Genomic DNA, 18,559 nt, shown 5'->3' on the forward strand with positions numbered 1-18,559 from the left:
TATTTTGTATAACTTATTCCATAAGGAGGATTCTGGTGAGAAATCAAAGCTCAAAAATCAAATATTTTACTCAAAATGAGATGAAACGTATTTTCCATGCAATTGAAGATTCACATAGTAAACATTCGTTAAGAGACCTTGTAATATTTAGAGTCGCGTATCGTTGTGGATTAAGAGCATCTGAGATAGGTTTGATAAAAAAAGAGGATTATAACTCTAATAAAGGTGAAATATATTGTCAAAGATTAAAGGGGAGTAAGAATAATACTATTAGACTTGATTTAAAATCTAAGGAGATATTAGACAAGTACATCGAACAGGAACATATACTTCTAGATTCAGAATTTATATTTAGAAGCCAAGAAATGAATCCTATTTCTAGACAAACCTTAGATTACTTAATAAAGAAATATTGTGCTTTAGCCAATATAGAAGATAAAAGCAAACATCATTTTCATTCAATAAAGCATACTACCGCAGTTCATCTCGCAGAATCAGACATGGATATAAAAGAGCTTCAGTGGTGGTTAGGTCACAAGGTTGTATCAAATACAGAAATCTACTTTCAATTTACAACAAGACAACAAGAAAGAATGTACAGTAAATTAAATGAAAAAAGTGAAATGGTATAAAAACAAAACTCTCACTAACTAGTGAGAGTTTTGTTTTTATATTTTTAAATAAAATCTAAATTATTAAAAACATAATCTATATCCTTACATATACCTTTATCTATGAGACCATTCTTATACATACCACATAATATATCCATAGCATCCGAATGCGTCAACGATTCCCTGTATGGCCTTTTCTCAGTAAGAGCTTGATATATGTCAAGACATCCCATTAACCTGGAATTGAAATCTAACTGTTCACTTGTTTTTCCAAAAGGATATCCACTTCCATCAAGTTTCTCATGGTGATTAGATGCCCACTCTGTAATATCAGTAAATCCACTTATTTGTTCTAATGCAACTCGTGTATAATATGTATGTTCTTTTATCGATGCAAATTCTTCTTCATTAAGCTTACCTGGGTTGTCTAGTATATTATTAGAAATAGCCAATTTCCCTAAATCATGCAAATCAGCTGCTATCATTAGTTTATACTTTTCTTCTTCAGTATAATTGTAATATCGAGCCATTATCTCAACCTTTTCTGATAACTCTTTAGAATGTCTTTGAGTATACTCAGACTTTGAGTCTATTATCTTAGAAAGTACTTGAGTGATAGACCTTATTTCTTTAAAAGAAAGCTCCTTTGAGTATTTAGGTTCTATATTTTTTAGAGCTGCTGATATAAAATTATCTTTAATATCAATCCAAAAACTAGTATGCTTAGCTACTCTTTCAAAACCTTTAACTACTTCTGTAGAAAAAATAACTTTCTCATTATTTTTCACAAACTCATATATCTTTTTTCTCATGAGAAAATCATTATTTATTAAATCGAAATTAATTTCAATTTGATCTGCCATAGAAATTATCTGTGACATTATGGGTATTTCATCACTCTTAAGATTAAAATAGCCTGTCCCATCATATCTCTCATGATGATATTTTATTATATTAGTTACGTCCGTTAGAAATGGATATATCTTTATATTTCTTTCTCCAATAGTACAGTGAGCCATTGTATTTTCAGCAATTCTAATACTATAGTTATTTTCCTTCTCTAATTTATAAACTAGTTCTTTCTCTACAGCTCCATTATCGTGCAGAATCCCGAGGGCTACTATATCATGAAGCTCTTCAAAGGTAAGTCCCATCGCCATACCAATTCTCAATGATATGTAAGCAGTTCTTTTTCCATGATTTGAGCTAACCCCAGAAATATCCATCTCGATAAAGTCTAATGCAAATGAAACAGCTTCTAAAAATTCATTCATATAAAATAGCATTTATCTTTACCCCTCCATGCAAATAATTATACGTCAGGTATATTAATTTTATTTTATCACTTGTATCTTTTTTTGCACTGTATATATTTTACTTACATGTAAGTCTTACTATGAAATTCTTAAAAAGCTCACTGAGGCCAATTTTTAACGCACCTGCCCTTCTGACTGGATATGCAGGAAATTGAGCAGACAAAATAGTAAGATTTAAAGTAAAACAGCTACTAATTCTGTTTTAATTAGTAGCTGTTTTAAAAATGTTGCTGTTTTTAATTATCTCTTTATAATCTCAATTCCTTCTTCACTTGCTACTATAACCTTAGTAACCTTTTGAACAAATAAAGATGTTCCAATTACACCAAAAATAGAATTAAGCTTTTTATCTAATTGTGCTATATCCTCCACTTTTTCGAAGAAAGCATCTATTATAATATTCCCATCATCACTTATTAAAAAGCCATCCTTATTACTAGATACTCTTACTATTGGATTTGACCCGATTTCTTTTAAAACTCTTTCCACATAACCTAATGCTTCCAGTAAAACTTCAATTGCCACAGGATGCTTGAACTCAAGCTTCTCAACTACCTTATCCTTGTCTACAAGAAGAATATAGTCTTTAGCCATAGATGCTATAAGCTTCTCCCTAGTATGTATAGCACCACCACTCTTAAGAGCATTTAGAGCTCTATCTACCTGATCACATCCATCAAAAGCAACATCTACCCTATCAATTGAGTAAGTTGGTAGAACCTCAAGCCCATGCTTTATGCATAGAAGCTTAGTTTTTATTGATGGAGTTACTATTCTTACCTTAAGGTCAGGTTTTTCACTTAACATTTCTATTAGGTAGGCTATACTCCTACCACCTCCAAGACCTACTATATTTCCACATGAAATTAATTTTAAAGCTTCTTGTGCAGATACCTTTTTTAAATCTTCTGTATTCATAAAATCTTCCTCACTTAAATTAAGTATTTATTATAAGTGTTCTAAACTATGATAGTTTTTATATTATTTTTTTCTAAAATATTAGTTTTACTCTCGTCTATACCATCATTGGTTATAACAATGCTCACTTTCGATAAGTCTACTACAGAAGTCATACCAACATTATTAAACTTTGATGCTTCTGCTAAAATTATAATATTTTCAGCTCTGTAGCACATTTCCTTAGCTACTTCAGCTCTCAAGAAATCTCCACAGGTAAATCCTAACTTTTCTGAAAACCCGTCCATTCCAATAAAAGCCTTATTTACCGCCAACATACTTAAGCACAACTTAGTTAAAGGACCTACCATAGTTTCAGCTTCTTCTTGTAATTCTCCTCCTAATAAAGTAACCTTTACGTTTCTATTACTTTTCAGAGTATTAGCAATATAAAGTGAGTTTGTTATAATGTGAACTCTATCTTTATTTGATAGTTCCTTAGCTAGTAAAGCATTAGTGGATCCAGCTTCAATAAGTACCGTTTCTCCTTCCTTTACTAGCTTAGCAGCTTGCTTGGCTATTTTAAGCTTTTCTTCATATTTGAACATAATTCTTTTCTCTATAGAATCAGATGACATCTGCACTGCTCCGCCATGGGTTCTTTTAAGCAAACCTTCATTTTCTAAAGAAGATAAATCTTTTCTTATTGTTACCTCTGAGACATTTAATTGTATAGAAAGTTCTTTTACACTAACTGCGGGACTTTTAGAAAGGATTTCGAATATCTTCATCTGTCTTTCATTCAAAATTAAATCACCTTCTATCTTAAAAGTAATATTACACTATATTTTCAATATACCATTACTTTTGAATGAAATCAATTAGCTTTCAATTGAAACAATACTGTATAATCTCATAATATTAGTTCTTGTTAAAGCACTATATATTTAAAACTTTACCTCAATAAATATATTAAATCCTCTATATGAAAATAGCACAACTATCAAGGACTTAAAAAAGGAAGCAGTTATAACAAACTACTGCTTCCAATGTTAAAAATCATCTTAATCTAGCTAAATAGAGCTACAAACACTAAGGTTATTGTACTTATAAGCTTAATTAGTACATGTAAAGATGGTCCTGCTGTATCCTTAAATGGATCTCCAACTGTATCTCCTACAACACCAGCTTTGTGAGCCTCTGAATTCTTTCCTCCTAGGTTGCCAAGTTCTATAAACTTCTTAGCATTGTCCCAAGCTCCACCACTATTGTTCAAGAATAATGCCATTACTACACCTGCAATGGTACTTATCATCAAGAACCCTGCAGCAGCTTCTTTACCTAGCAGAACACCAACTAGTATAGGAGTTATAATTACTATAAGACCTGGTACTATCATTTCTTTCAAAGCACCCTTAGTTACTATATCAACACAGCTAGCATAGTCAGGCTTTGCCTTGCCTTCCATTATGCCAGGTATTTCTTTAAATTGTCTTCTTACTTCTACTATTATATATTGAGCAGCTCTTCCTACTGCTCTTATAGCTGTTGAGCTAAATAAATAAACCAACATAATGCCTACAAAACCAGCGATAAATACTTCAGGTTTTCCAATGTCTACACTAAACCAAGAGTCTAAAGGTTTACCTAATATTTTCTTTACTTCATCCAGATAAGCTGAGAACAATAGGAAAGAAGCAAGAGCTGCTGATCCAACTGCATATCCTTTTGTAAGAGCCTTTGTAGTGTTTCCACAAGCGTCAAGCCTATCAGTTATAGTTCTAACCTTTTCAGGTGCACCAGACATCTCTGCTATTCCACCGGCATTATCAGTTATTGGTCCAAAAGTATCCATAGCTAATACGAAGGCACAAGTAGAAAGCATACCCATAGTAGCTATTGCAGTACCATAAAGGCCTGAATTAGCTATTCCACCAAGAGCAGATTCACCTAATTTATAAGATATAAATATAGCTAGAGAAATAAGTATTACTGGTAAAGCTGTAGATTCCATACCTATAGAAACCCCAGTAATTATATTAGTAGCTGGTCCAGTTTCACAGGACTTTGCTATTTCTTTTACAGGTCTATGATCACAGGAAGTATAGTAATTAGTTATAATTACAAATGCAAATCCTAATACTATTCCTGTTACAGCACAGCCATAAAGTAACCAATAATTTATATCATTACCATTTGGAAGCTTTCCTCCTAGCATGTACTTAACATTAAATAATAGAAGTATTAATGCTATAATTGTGGTTATTCCATAACCTTTATTAAGTTCATTCATTGGGTCTTTACTTTCATCCTTAACGTTTACAAAGAAAACCCCTACAATTGAAGCTATAATTCCTAAAGCTCTAGCAACTAGTGGGAATAATATTCCCTTTACTCCGAATACAGGATACAATGCTACTCCAAGTATCATAGCTCCTATATTTTCGGCAGCTGTTGATTCAAATAAATCAGCGCCTCTTCCTGCACAGTCTCCAACGTTATCTCCAACTAAATCAGCTATTACTGCAGGATTTCTTGGATCGTCTTCTGGTATACCAGCTTCAACCTTACCAACTAAGTCTGCTCCAACATCAGCAGCTTTTGTATAAATTCCTCCACCTAACTGTGCAAAGAGCGCAACTAGAGATGCACCAAATCCAAAACCTACTATAAGTGATGGTGCTTCTTTTATTAGAGAATCATTTCCCGATGCTCCTCCAAATATTAAAAACAATGTTGATACTCCTAAAAGTGATAAAGATGTGACTGCAAGACCAGTTATAGTACCGCCTCTAAATGCTATTTGAAGAGCTTTATTTAAGCCTTTTCTAGCGCCTTCAGCAGTTCTTACATTACAATTTACTGTCATGTACATTCCAATATATCCAGATATGGCTGAACAAAATGCTCCAGTTATAAATGCTATTCCAGTATGCCACGCTATACTAACTGCATCTACACCTTCTTTAGATCTGTTAGCAAAATAATCCGCTCCGGTAATTATAACAAGTACAACTACAGCTATAATAGTTATAGTTTTATACTGTCTTTTTAAGAAAGCCATAGCGCCTTCTTTTATAGCCCCTGAGATTTCCTGCATTTTTTTATTGCCTTTATCCTGCTTAAATATGTATTTTGCAAGATAAAATATTACCAAAGCTGAAATCAAAACAACCCCATAAATTATGCAAAAATATGCTGTCACAAATAACATCTCCCTCTTAATTGTATTATTTAACCTATGATAGCGTAAATATCATTACCCTCACAAAAGTAAGTGCAACTCATCATATGTTCATAATAATAAACATAATTTCATATGTTCATATAATAAATACATTGATTTAAGAGATTTTTTATTGAACTTATGTGACCTTTAATACATATATAATGTGGTTAATAGTTAAAAATATCAATAAAAACGTTTAAATGATATTCTTATGTTATCAGCCTCCTTGATAAAAGAATGATTACTTTATCCTTTACTAATGAAAGTGGATAAACTTTAATCTACTTTCACATTATAAATCTTCTTACTTATTTTGGCAATTTTCAAAAAATTCTAATTTCATTTGATTTAGTCAAAAAAAGTCCTTCTAGACCTCTCTACACAATAAAATATGCTTTTATTGTGTAGATGGTTCATTTTTGTTTAGTTTTTAATTTGCTTTTATATGAAATAAAGATGTACCACTTCAATGCCAAATATATTTTCAGATATCCTCTGGTTTCTGAGATGATATTTGAAAACATAACATTCATTATGAAGTGGTACACCTTTATATAAATCTATGTTATTTCTTTTAATCTTAGGATTTCCTTTGAATATTCAGTTGGTATCTTATATCTCTATCGTCAAATTCTCCATAGCTATCTGTAGGTTTATCACTTGATACTCTAAATCCTATGCTCTGGTGTAATTTTATAGATTCTGTATTTAAATTATATATATTTGAAATCACAATACAAGCATCTCTATAATTATGCTTTATATAACTAATACCTTCTTTTATAACTTTCTTGCTTATGCCTAGCCTTCTAAAGCTTGGATGAGTTTCTACTGCTTCCACAAGCTACTGCCACTCTGTGAATTTATTTTTTATAAACCTAGCAGCACTTAATTTTTTATTATCATCACTCATAGCTACAACAGCGAACTTCTCTTCATAATCACTTTTTGTAAAAAACTCTGACCAGAAATTATTGAATCCCTGTCTAGACTGCTCTAGCTGCTGTTTATATTCTTCATCGGTATAATTGTGTTTTCCTTTTTGCTTAAGTTCGCATTTAGCTATGCCATCGAGGCTTTCTTCGTATATAGAAGTAAATTCATTTAACTCTTCTTTAGTAAGTAATTTATAATCCTCGCAAGTATAAACCTTTATATTTAACTTATGCAAAATATCATTTTCACCTATCATAAAATTCACCCTATCATTCTGTAACGCTGATTTTTCCAATAAATTCTTAACTTCTTAACTTTATAAATTCTTATATTCTTAACTTTTTTCATTCTTAACTTCTTATATTGTTAGGTTCTTTTCTTTTTAGCTATGTTCAATCCTAATTTTAAATTAAATATCTATGCAGAAGATACTATATGTGACAGCTATCATAAGCAAAGTATAGAATAATTGCAGTATGGCATTCTACTATAATCCTATCTCAAAATTATTGTTGCTTATTTTCTAAATGCTGCCATAACTATCTCATCATAATACTTGCCATCCTTAAACAGTTCTTCTTTAAGAATCCCCTCTACTACAAAACCACACTTTTCATAACTTTTTTGCGCCCTTGTATTAAAAGAAAATACGCTTAGTTTTACTTTGTTTATATTCATATTGTTAAAGATAAAGTCCAAAAGCACCTTCATAGCATCAGTGCCATAACCTTTACCCCAATAATCTTTATCACCTATCATTATACCAACAGTAGCTGTACGAGCTAACCAATTGACCTTCTGAATGCCACAGCCACCTATATATTTTTTGCTTTCAATATCTTCTATTGCAAAATTATACTCTCCAGTGCTTGAAGATTTTTGAGACTTTATCCATTCCTCTTCTTCCCATGAAGTAAAAGGAAATGGTATATCTGTAACTAAAAGCTTCTTTAACTCTCTATCGTTTATCATCTCTACAGCTACAGGTATATCATCTTCCTTATAAGCTCTTAAACATACCTTTTCCCCATAATACATAATATATCTCCCCTTTTTATATTAAATTAAACATCAAAATTTATTAATATGAAGCTTTGTTACACTTCTTTACAAATACTTAAATTTCTTTCTGCCTATAATATCATGCTATTTTATAGACTATCATCAATCACTTTCTTCTATAAGTATCTTAAGCATTTTCTCGGGATTAGTTAAAAAGGCTTTAGTTATGCTATAATGTTCAGTTTCTTTATAATTTACTAACTGAATTCCGTCCTTTATTTCGTATATCAATGAATTAGGATAAGCCATTAAGATTGGTGAATGAGTAGCTATAATAAACTGTGAATTTTGTTCTAATAGTTGATGCATTCTAGCTATCATAGACAGCTGTCTTGCTGGAGAAAGCGCCGCTTCAGGCTCGTCTAATATATAAATTCCATTTCCTCCAAAGCGATTCATAAATACAGAAAAGAAAGATTCACCATGTGATTGTTTGTGTAAGGACTTCCCGCCATAAGAACTAAAAAGTCCTGGAACCTCCTTGTTCAACTCTTCAATATTTGTAGCAAGATTATAAAAACTTTCTGCTCTTAGAAAAAATCCATCTTTGGGTTTCTTTATTCCTTTTACAAGTTTGATATTCTCATATAACTTTGAGTGAGTATCATTTGTGGAAAAATTAAAATTAATTGTACCACCTTCTGGATTAAAACCATAGGCTGTTGCAATAGCCTCTAATATAGTAGACTTACCTGAACCATTTTCTCCAACAAAAAAAGTAACCTTTGGATGAAAGCTTAATGTTCCCATACCTTTTACCGCTTCTAAACAATACGGATATTCATAAAAGCTTTCGATCTTATCTCTTTTTAGTTCAATACTTCGTAAATATTGATTAAGCTCAGATGTATTCATTATTTTTCTCCAGCGAACATATCTACTCTCTAGTATTTGGTCACTAGAAACCTCCTCTCTTTAGGATAGTAATTTTAAGGCTTTATTATCTCTATGAGCCAAGTAAAATTAACAAGATGCTTATAATTAAAACTGCAACCTAGAAGCTCACTATAACTTTTCAGTTTCTTAATATTTGTATAATATTCATCTTCAATAATGTCCCATAAGTCCACTCTTCCATTACTTAAGAAATCATCTCTCTTCTTCAGTCTTTCTTCTTGGCTTTCAAACATAAGATCTCCTATTAATATTTTCCCATTTGGCTTCAAGTATTTCAACATATAATTTACAGCAGTTTCCTTCTCCAAATCATTAAGATGGTGAAATGCATAGGTTGATACTATAATATCATAATGATTTTCTAAAAAAGGTTTATCTAAAAAGCTTCCTAATCTTAAAGAAATATCTCCATATTTTCTTTTAGCAACTAAAAGCATTTCTATACTCTGATCAATACCTGTAAACTCTACATTTTCATCTAATTTCTCATATATATTACAAGTACCACAACCTATATCAAGGATTCTTGTACTATTACTTTCTTTCACTTTTTCTACTAAGCTCTCTAGCACATAGTCATATCCTTCAAACAATTTTAAATCATCATTAATATTTCTCCTTACTGAAATATCATAACTTTTTGACCAGCTATCAAAATTCCATCTGTCCACCCACTTCCTTCTATTTTCTAAATTCTCGTCCAAACATTTACTTATGTTCTCAAAATAGATGTTAGAATTGTCCTCTGAGGTCAAAAGTGCATCATTAACACTTTGCACCAAAGTGTTTCTTATACTTTCTAACTCTGATATTCTATTATCCACTGCCTTAAGCTGTATGGTAAGCTCTCTCACTACTTTGTTATCTTCAAAAGACTTTTCAAATATGTCATTAATATTCTTAAGTGGTATGCCTAACTCTCTAAGAAGTTTAACTTGTCTTAATCTTTTAATATCCTCTTCAGTATAATTTCTATAGTTATTAGAATCTCTCTTTATTTTAATTATTCCATGCTGCTCATATAGCCTTAAAGTCTTTAATGATATATCCAAAATTTCCGATACAGTTTTAGTATTCATAAATTATCTCCTCTATTAAATCAGCTTTCATTTTAAGATCGGTTAAAGTATTCTGTTGAAATTTAGTAATTATCCGATGCTTTAATTGGCTTAATAAACTTCTTACAGTAAAAATATAAACCCTGCCCGAGGGGCAGGGTCAATACCTATTATTGATAATTTAAGCATTTATTTTTTTCTTAATGAACTTCTTAAATATATAAATTGTAACTATACAGCTTAAAGTTCCTAGGATTATTCCCCCTAAAACATCTGAAGGATAATGCATATACAAATAAAGCCTTGAAAAAGCTATAAGTCCAGCAAGCAGATAAAATCCAGGAGCATATTTCTTAAAAGAATAAGCTAGTATTCCTGCAGCTGCAAAGGACGAAGTTGTATGTCCCGACGGAAATGAATAAGACTTTGGTCTTTTAGCCAACAGTTCAATACCTGGAACATGAGTGAAAGGTCTTTCCCTTCTAAATATATGTTTTAATATCCCTTCCCCCAGCAAATAACCTATTAATAATGCAACTATCATCATTAAGCCAACTTTTCTATACTTTTTACTTATAATGAGACCTAGAGCTATTAATAACCAAACCGAGCCTGATTCACCTATATTAGTAAAAAATATCATCAACCTATCTAAAATAGGCGTATGAAGATTATTACGAATAAATTCTAAAATTGAAGTATCTATATTACACATTGCTGTAATCATACTTTCAACCTCCTTTGTATGCCTGTAATTTATTATAACTGTTTTATTTACTTGCTATCTTATAGACAATCAATTTCATATATTTATATAAGATATCAATGGTTTCAGTAATAAAGTTCATTTTATCATATATATTTACTTTATATTTTAAACTTTTTATAAATTTATTCTTTATTACTTCACAATAAAACTTAGATCTTAAAACTCTCCTCTCGGAAGCCAGAGGAATTCTCTAAACAGTAAAAATAAAAGCTATCTAGATAAATACACCTAGATAGCTTAAGAAACATTATATTTATTTAAACTCTTTTACCAATTTCTCAAAAGCCTCAATTGATCTTTCAATCATGTCAAACTTAACACAGTAAGACATTCTAAAGTACCCCGGACATCCAAATCCGCTTCCTGGCACCAAAAGAAGGTTATATTTCATAGCTATTCTTACAAACTCAACATCATCTTCGATTAAAGCTTTAGGGAATAAGTAAAAAGCACCTTGTGGCTTTACACACTCAAAACCTAAAGAAGTTATTTTCTCATATAAGAAATCCCTTCTTCTTTCATATTCGCTTATATCTACCTTTGCCTTCAAAGAATCTGCTATAACCTTTTGAAATAATGCAGGAGCATTTACAAAACCAAGAACTCTATTGCAATAACTTAATGCATTCATAAGTAAATCAACTTGATCTATCTTACTGCTAGCAGCTATGTATCCTATTCTTTCACCAGCAAGCCCTAAAGATTTACTAAAAGAATTAACTATTATTGCATTTCTAAATATAGCTAATAAGCTAGGAACTTTTATATTTTCATATACGATTTCTTTATAAGGTTCGTCTGAAATAACATATACTGTTGTTCCATACTCTTTTTCTTTTTTATCTAATATCTCATCTATTTTTCTTAGAGTTTCCTCACTATATACTACCCCTGTTGGATTATTAGGATTATTTATAATAATAGCTTTAGTTTTATTAGTTATACTTTTATCAAACGCTTCAAGATTAGGTTCGAAAGTACTAGTATCTGGAGGCACTACAACAGTTTTTCCACCATTGTTATCAGCATAAGCGCTATACTCAACAAAATATGGAGCAAATACTATGACTTCTTCTCCTGGGTTTAGCAATGACTTTAAAACAACATTTAGTCCTCCTGCAGCACCTACTGTCATAACTATATTATTAAATGAAAGCTCAACTCCACTTTCCTCTTGTAAAGCTTCAGCAACCTTTTGTCTTACATCCGTATAGCCTGCATTACTCATGTATCTATGAATTCCTTTTTCCTCACCTAAAATATGTTTTTTAAGTGAATCAGTAACTTCCTTAGGAGGTTCCGCATAAGGATTTCCTATACTATAGTCATATACATTATCTGCCCCGTATATCTTAGATAATCTTTCTCCCTCTTCAAACATCAATCTTATCCAAGATGAATTACTTAAATTAGTTATAATTTTTTCCGAAAACACATAAAAGCCCCCTTTTGTAGAATAAAATAGTTAATTACATCTATTATACTACGCTATCAATGGATTTTATAGGAAAACTATTTTGTATTTTAAGTAGCTTTAATAGGGACAGAAGCTCCGTCCCCCTGTCCCTTAGAATACTGGTATTGATGAGCCTTTTGTTGTTTCGTCTATTACCTTTTTGGTTTCATCTGTTTGATAAACCTCAACTAGCTTTTTAAGAATAGCCTTGTCCTTATCCTTTGTCCTAACAGCTATTATATTAAAGTAATTTTTAGCACTTTCCTTTTTTGTGTCTTCAATATATATGGAGTCCTTAAGTGGTGCATAACCTGCATCCACTGCCACTCCATTGTTTATAACCGCTATATCAACATCTTCTATTGATCTTGGAATTTGAGTTGCAACAAGCTCTGCTATACTAAGCTTCTTAGTATTTTCAATGATATCCTTAACTGTAGGTTTAATACCTACGCCATCTTTAAGTTTAATTAAACCTGCATCTTGTAGTAACAAAAGTGCTCTTCCTTCATTTGTAGCATCATTGGGAACCGCTACCTTAGCTCCATCCTTTAAGGTTTTTATATCTTTTATTTTCTTCGAATAGATTCCCATTGGGGCTAAGACCGTATTTCCTATAGAAGTAAGATCTAAATTATGATCTTTTTTAAACTGCTCAAAATAAGCTACGGTTTGAAAGGCATTTGCGTCAATATCTCCATCACTTAGAGCTTGATTTGGTCTTATATAATCGCTAAAGGTAACTATTTTAAGCTCTATATTCTGTTTTGCCAATCTTTCTTTAACATTATCCCAAACTCTATGATCATCTCCAGTTACTCCTAGTTTTATTACTTCTTTTTTATTATCTGCACTAGAAGATTTTGCCCCACATCCAACTAATGCTGTTGCCCCAATTGTTAATACCAATGTAACTGCTAATATTCTTTTTATATTCATTTGAACGCCCCCACTTTATTTATATATTTAAATTTAACCCCATGATAAATAGTAATTTTCCATTTTATTTATAACAATATATCTAATGCTTTAGTCTTCTCAATAAAAGCTCCCCCAAGCTTTGTATCCCATTTACTAAAACAAGCAAAATTATTATAGTGGCAACCATTATATCTGTTTTAAAATACTGGTAGCCATATCTTATTGCAAAGTCTCCAAGCCCTCCCCCTCCAACAGTTCCTGCCACTGCTGAAAAGCTTATAAGACTGACAGTAGTTATTGTAAGTGCATAAATTATGCCTGGAAGTCCTTCTTTTAGAAATACCCTATAAATTATCTCAAAAGAACTAGATCCCATAGCTTGAGCTGCTTCAATCACTCCTCCATCAATATCTAGCAAAGCAGATTCTATCTGTCTTGCTACAAATGGTACAGAACCTAATACCAAAGGAACGATTGCGCCCCTAAGCCCTATGGTAGTTCCAACTACAAACCGAGTAAATGGTATGATAGCCGCCAGCAATATTACAAAAGGTATTGACCTAAATATATTTACTATCTTACCTAAAATACTATATATCACCTTGTTTTCTAGTATATTTCCTGGTCTTGTAACAACTAAGGTAACACCTATAGGAAGTCCAATAATCGTTGATATGCTACCGGCTATAAGTACCATTAGCAAGGTTTCTCCTAAAGCCTTCATCATATCAGGAAATAAATCTATCACATTAGGCATAAGATTCTGAAAGAACTGAAGCATCTCTTATCACCTCCACCTCTACATTTTTGTCCTCCAAATACTTAAAGGCTTCTACAATACTGTCTCTTCCCCCATTAAACTTTACTATTAAATTGCCCACCGGAACTTCTTGAATAATCTCTATATTGCCAAATAGTATACTGGCATCTACCTTAAATTTTCTTGACACCTTAGAAATAAAGGCTTGCCCTGTGTTCTGCCCCACAAAAGAAATCTTTGCTATTATCTCCTCTTCTGTAAGATTTCCAATAAATGAATTCTTATCTAAAAGTTCATAAATCTTGTCATACTTAAAGATTGTAGATACAAAGTTTTTGGTCATTTGAGCCTTTGGCTTTGAGAATATCTGAACTATATCTCCTTGCTCCACTATTTCCCCTTTATCCATTACTGCTACTTCATGGCATATCTCTTTAACTACTTCCATCTGATGAGTTATTATAACTATGGTAAGTCCTAGCTTTTCATTTATTTCTTTTAACAACGCTAAAATCGATTGAGTTGTTTCTGGATCAAGAGCAGAAGTGGCCTCATCACATAAAAGAACTTGTGGATCATTGGCAAGTGCTCTTGCTATTGCTACTCTCTGCTTTTGTCCCCCACTTAGCTGAGATGGGTAAGCCTTTAACTTATCGCTCAAGCCTACTAAATCTAATAAACCTTCCACCTTAGTTTTTATTTCCTGTTTATTTAAAGCATTGCCTTTAAGAGGATACGTAACATTTTTAAATACAGTCCTACTTCTCATAAGATTAAAATGTTGAAATATCATTCCAATCTTCTCTCTACTCTTTCTCAGTTCTTTTGCTGATAACTTGGTTAAGTCTTTACCATTAACAACAACCTCCCCAGTAGTAGGTCTTTCAAGCAAGTTTATACATCTAATCAAAGTACTTTTCCCAGCACCACTGTATCCTATTATGCCAACTATTTTTCCTTTTTCTATATGCAGATTTACCCCTTTTACTGCCTCTAATTCATGATCTTTTGCATAATAGGTCTTCCCAACACCTTTTAAATGAATAATCTTAATCGCCCCCTTTAAACAGTAAAATTAAAAAAGTCCTCTTTCCAATAAGGAAAGAGGACTCGATAAAAACCCATAAACGGGTAAATTACAAGTATCACCTTTCCTCATCTTCCAGACCTTAGTCTGCAGGAATTAGCACCTTGCGAGCAAATGAACACACGCCGGTTGCTGAAACTTCATCGGGCCAGTCCCTCAGTTTCTCTAGATAAGGATCGTTATTCTTTTTTACAACTTCTGCTTGAAACTCATTATAGTTACTGTTTTTTTATTTGTCAACAGTGATTTTTTATTTTTATTTTATGAATTTTTTTTATAAACATCACTATCTATAGATGTACCACTTAATATTTAAATATAGATTTGGGATTGAAGTGGTACACGTATATAAGCATTTATATGCATATAAGTCAAAATCAATTCCAAAAAACATACTTTTTTCATAGTAATCAAATATGTTTAATTAAATATATTGACATATAAAATAATTATGCTTATAATTCTATTTAATCAAGATTATCATGATAAATTTGGAAAATTAATAAGATATTTTAATGAAAACCAATCTTTATGCTATATAAGTAAAAATTAGTTTTAGCATTGGTTATTAAAGAGTAAAATTAGATATTGTATAAAGATCCTTATCAAGAGAGGCGGAGGGAATGGCCCTAAGATGCCTCAGCAACCAACATGTTTCATTTGCATGCACGGTGCTAATTCCAACAGAAGTTGTACTTCTGATAGATGAGGGAAGATTATGTTTTGAGATATAGGCTTTTATAGAGCTGCATTTTAAATCTTCTTCCACTCACGGAAGGAGATTTTTTTATTGTTTATCATATATATTAAAGCTAAAACTATATTTGGATAATACTGAGATTAGGCAGTTGTTCATCCCACTCTTTGATGTATTGGAACAAAGATACGGTTGTACTACTGAAAAAATAAGAAATGAGGTGTAAAAAATGAGTGTTGAAAGTGTACGGAATTATTTTTTAGAAAAAGGCTTAGAAGATCCTGTATTTGAACTAAAAACTAGTGGAGCTACTGTAGAGCTTGCATCCCAAACTCTAGGTATAGAACCTCAATATATAGCTAAGACTTTAGCCTTTAAGCTTAAAGACAGGGAAATCCTTGTAGTTACAAGAGGAGATGCCAAGATAGATAATAAAAAATATAAGGAACACTTCAGGATAAAAGCTAAAATGCTAAGCCATGATGAGGTTTTAGACGTAACAGGACATCCAGTTGGGGGCGTATGTCCGTTTGGATTAAAAAATAACTTAGAAGTATACTTAGATATTTCAATAAAGAATTTTGAACATGTATACCCTGCCGCTGGTTCTCAAATAACCGCATTAAAAATAACTCCAAAGGATATGGAGATCCTCACTACTGCTCAATGGGTTGACATATGTCAAATATAGAACTTATTAAAGATATACCCTTAAACACAATGTTTTTAAAGCTACTCTGATTCTTTAGAAAAGCTTCAAAATAGATTTTTATTATAAAGTGGTATATCCATATGAGTTACTCTAAATATTGTAAGACTTAGATATAAAAAGGGGGCAAATTAATTGAGTAATAAATTAAATTATTTAGAATTAAGAGTTATAGAGGAAATAGATAAAAGTAAAGATAAATATATAGAAATAAGTCATAGTATCCACAGTAAACCAGAACTAGGAAACAAAGAGTTCTTTGCTTCTACCTTACTTTCTGATACTTTAGCTAAAGAGGGCTTTGAGGTGGAAAACGGAGTTGCTGGGCACGAGACTGCATTTATTGCAAGAAAGAAAAGCGTCAAAGCTGGTCCAACAATTGCATTTTTAGCAGAGTATGATGCTCTTCCTGGCCTAGGTCATGCCTGCGGTCACAACATAATAGGTACTCTAAGCACAGCTTCTGCTATTGCACTATCAAAAGTTTTAGAGGAAATAGGTGGAGAAATTAGAGTTCTGGGAACTCCTGCTGAAGAGGGTGGAGAAAATGGAAGTGCTAAGGGCAGCTTTGTAAAGCATAAGTTGCTTGTGGATGTAGATGCAAGCTTAATAATACACCCAGGTAATAACAACTATGCTACAGGCCCTTCTCTGGCAGTGGATCCACTAGACTTCGAATTTATAGGAAAACCTGCTCATGCTGCAGCATCTCCTCATGAAGGAATAAATGCTCTAGATGCAGTAATAGCTCTTTTTAATGGGATAAACGCATTGAGACAGCATGTTACATCAGATGTCCGCATTCACGGAATAATAACTCACGGTGGTGACGCCCCAAACATTATTCCTGAATATGCAAAAGCTAGATTCTTTATAAGAGCAGCCACAAGAAAAACCTGCGATGAAGTCACTGAAAAGATTAAAAACATAGCCAAAGGTTCAGCATTATCCACTGGAGCTAAAGTTAATGTAATCGCCTTCCAAAACAAAGTTGATAATATATTATTAAATAAAACTTTTGATAGTTTATTTATTGAAAAATCTTCTTTACTAGGACTTGAAATATCCACAGAACAACCTAAAGGTTTTGGTTCCACTGATGTAGGTAACATAAGCCAAGTAGTTCCAACTATACACCCTCATGTAAAGATTGGTCCAGAAAATCTGGTTGGACATACTGTAGATTTTAGAGAAGCAGCTGCTTCAAAAGCCGGCGATGATGCCCTTATACTAGGTTCAAAAGCTTTAGCCATTACTGCCCTTGCCTTATTTACAGATGATAATAATTTGAAGTCAATAAAAGAGGATTTCCATAGAAATAAAGAAGCTTAATGTAAAATAAAGATGAAATGACTAAAGTTACTGAGTAATTAAAAAATTAGAGCTGACCCCTCAATTTCTTAAAAATCTTTAATTTAGTCATTCATCTTTCATTAAAATAATATATTATTTTTAAAATCTAGCTCTGTTTAAGATACTTTAACAGAGCCTTAAATTTTAAAGCTTTAGTTTATTATCCTTTAGCTACAACAAGTGATCTTGAGTATTTGATTTTAGGATTATTCTTTCATTTCCTCTTATCCTCCAAAAGTGTATTCCAGTATCTCCAGTATTGACTATAACGTTACTGTTTATAGGAAGATTTAGAAAGCTATTGAACAGCATATTTATTATTCCACCATGAGCTACTATGAGAACTCTTTTATCTTCTTCCGTTTCTGACAAAGCATCTATTAATCTAGCTAGAAATTCTTCAGCTCTTGCTCTAAGCTCTATTGCTGACTCTCCCATTTCTATTCTGTCATAGTACTTTCTTCCACCCTTAGGCAAAGGATATAATCTTTGAGCATCTTCTCTATCTAACCCAGCCAAAACCCCATTGTTATATTCCATAAGCAAATCATCGTAAAGCACTTTTATATCAAACCTCTGAGCAATTATTTCAGCAGTTACTGAAGCTCTTTTTAGTGGACTACTAAATATATAGTCAAAAGTTGTTTTATTTTTCAACCATATAGCTGCTTTCTCTGCTTGCTGCACTCCTAATGCTGTTAACTTAAAATCTGCTCTTCCTTCGTGTTTGTTCTCTAAATCTGCCTCAGACTGACCATGCCTTATCATAACTAAATCTATCATAAACCTAACACCTAC

Annotated in this window: 18 protein-coding genes and 2 riboswitches; of the genes, 3 read left to right on the forward strand and 15 right to left on the reverse strand. The window is 32.1% G+C overall.

What is annotated here, in order from left to right; translation table 11 throughout:
• Positions 1-32: 32 nt before the first annotated feature.
• On the forward strand, positions 33-632 hold the full coding sequence (locus GXK57_RS18150; protein ID WP_160679161.1) for a tyrosine-type recombinase/integrase: 600 nt from the start codon (positions 33-35) through the stop codon (positions 630-632).
• A gap of 44 nt (positions 633-676) precedes the next feature.
• Here GXK57_RS18150 and GXK57_RS18155 read toward each other — a convergent pair whose 3' ends face one another.
• The 14 genes from GXK57_RS18155 to GXK57_RS18220 all read right to left on the reverse strand — a co-directional run bounded on the left by GXK57_RS18155 (position 677) and on the right by GXK57_RS18220 (position 14,963).
• On the reverse strand, positions 677-1,900 hold the full coding sequence (locus GXK57_RS18155; RefSeq protein ID WP_160679027.1) for an HD domain-containing phosphohydrolase: 1,224 nt from the start codon (positions 1,898-1,900) through the stop codon (positions 677-679).
• Positions 1,901-2,170: 270 nt separating this feature from the next.
• A complete protein-coding gene (rpiA, locus tag GXK57_RS18160; protein ID WP_160679028.1) occupies positions 2,171-2,848 on the reverse strand; it encodes a ribose 5-phosphate isomerase A in 678 nt (225 codons plus the stop codon).
• A gap of 41 nt (positions 2,849-2,889) precedes the next feature.
• The gene (locus GXK57_RS18165; protein WP_160679030.1) at positions 2,890-3,633 is read right to left on the reverse strand and encodes a DeoR/GlpR family DNA-binding transcription regulator; all 744 of its coding nucleotides are present in this window, start codon (positions 3,631-3,633) and stop codon (positions 2,890-2,892) included.
• A gap of 263 nt (positions 3,634-3,896) precedes the next feature.
• Positions 3,897-6,032, reverse strand: coding sequence for a sodium-translocating pyrophosphatase (locus tag GXK57_RS18170; RefSeq protein ID WP_160679032.1), 2,136 nt, complete (start codon positions 6,030-6,032; stop codon positions 3,897-3,899).
• Positions 6,033-6,636: 604 nt separating this feature from the next.
• Positions 6,637-6,897, reverse strand: a complete 261-nt coding sequence (locus tag GXK57_RS18175) for a GNAT family N-acetyltransferase (protein ID WP_160679034.1) — start codon at positions 6,895-6,897, stop codon at positions 6,637-6,639.
• Between the two features lie 3 nt (positions 6,898-6,900).
• Complete coding sequence (locus tag GXK57_RS18180) at positions 6,901-7,248, reverse strand: hypothetical protein (RefSeq protein WP_160679036.1); 348 nt, start codon at positions 7,246-7,248, stop codon at positions 6,901-6,903.
• 260 nt (positions 7,249-7,508) lie between these two features.
• The gene (locus tag GXK57_RS18185) at positions 7,509-8,030 is read right to left on the reverse strand and encodes a GNAT family protein (RefSeq protein ID WP_160679039.1); all 522 of its coding nucleotides are present in this window, start codon (positions 8,028-8,030) and stop codon (positions 7,509-7,511) included.
• 126 nt (positions 8,031-8,156) lie between these two features.
• A complete protein-coding gene (locus tag GXK57_RS18190; RefSeq protein ID WP_160679041.1) occupies positions 8,157-8,909 on the reverse strand; it encodes an AAA family ATPase in 753 nt (250 codons plus the stop codon).
• A 74-nt stretch (positions 8,910-8,983) separates the two neighbouring features.
• The gene (locus tag GXK57_RS18195) at positions 8,984-10,030 is read right to left on the reverse strand and encodes a MerR family transcriptional regulator (protein ID WP_160679043.1); all 1,047 of its coding nucleotides are present in this window, start codon (positions 10,028-10,030) and stop codon (positions 8,984-8,986) included.
• A gap of 160 nt (positions 10,031-10,190) precedes the next feature.
• A complete protein-coding gene (locus GXK57_RS18200; RefSeq protein ID WP_160679045.1) occupies positions 10,191-10,736 on the reverse strand; it encodes a phosphatase PAP2 family protein in 546 nt (181 codons plus the stop codon).
• 295 nt (positions 10,737-11,031) lie between these two features.
• Complete coding sequence (locus tag GXK57_RS18205) at positions 11,032-12,213, reverse strand: pyridoxal phosphate-dependent aminotransferase (protein WP_160679047.1); 1,182 nt, start codon at positions 12,211-12,213, stop codon at positions 11,032-11,034.
• A gap of 132 nt (positions 12,214-12,345) precedes the next feature.
• Positions 12,346-13,173, reverse strand: a complete 828-nt coding sequence (locus tag GXK57_RS18210) for a MetQ/NlpA family ABC transporter substrate-binding protein (protein ID WP_202127744.1) — start codon at positions 13,171-13,173, stop codon at positions 12,346-12,348.
• Positions 13,174-13,255: 82 nt separating this feature from the next.
• Positions 13,256-13,936, reverse strand: coding sequence for a methionine ABC transporter permease (locus tag GXK57_RS18215; RefSeq protein WP_160679049.1), 681 nt, complete (start codon positions 13,934-13,936; stop codon positions 13,256-13,258).
• On the reverse strand, positions 13,905-14,963 hold the full coding sequence (locus tag GXK57_RS18220) for a methionine ABC transporter ATP-binding protein (RefSeq protein ID WP_160679165.1): 1,059 nt from the start codon (positions 14,961-14,963) through the stop codon (positions 13,905-13,907). Before GXK57_RS18220 ends, GXK57_RS18215 begins: the two co-directional genes overlap by 32 nt.
• A gap of 104 nt (positions 14,964-15,067) precedes the next feature.
• Positions 15,068-15,178, reverse strand: a riboswitch (SAM riboswitch).
• A 423-nt stretch (positions 15,179-15,601) separates the two neighbouring features.
• Positions 15,602-15,714: riboswitch (SAM riboswitch) on the forward strand.
• 214 nt (positions 15,715-15,928) lie between these two features.
• Here GXK57_RS18220 and GXK57_RS18225 point away from each other — a divergent pair.
• Positions 15,929-16,390 (forward strand): YbaK/EbsC family protein, encoded by a 462-nt coding sequence (locus GXK57_RS18225; RefSeq protein WP_160679051.1) that lies wholly within the window; start codon positions 15,929-15,931, stop codon positions 16,388-16,390.
• A 153-nt stretch (positions 16,391-16,543) separates the two neighbouring features.
• Entirely contained in the window at positions 16,544-17,740 is a 1,197-nt protein-coding gene (locus GXK57_RS18230; protein WP_160679053.1) for a M20 family metallopeptidase, read from the forward strand.
• Positions 17,741-17,932: 192 nt separating this feature from the next.
• Here GXK57_RS18230 and GXK57_RS18235 read toward each other — a convergent pair whose 3' ends face one another.
• Positions 17,933-18,544 (reverse strand): histidine phosphatase family protein, encoded by a 612-nt coding sequence (locus GXK57_RS18235; protein ID WP_160679055.1) that lies wholly within the window; start codon positions 18,542-18,544, stop codon positions 17,933-17,935.
• Positions 18,545-18,559: the final 15 nt, after the last annotated feature.

Source organism: Clostridium sp. C8-1-8, assembly GCF_009928445.1.
Classification (GTDB): domain Bacteria; phylum Bacillota; class Clostridia; order Clostridiales; family Clostridiaceae; genus Clostridium_AR.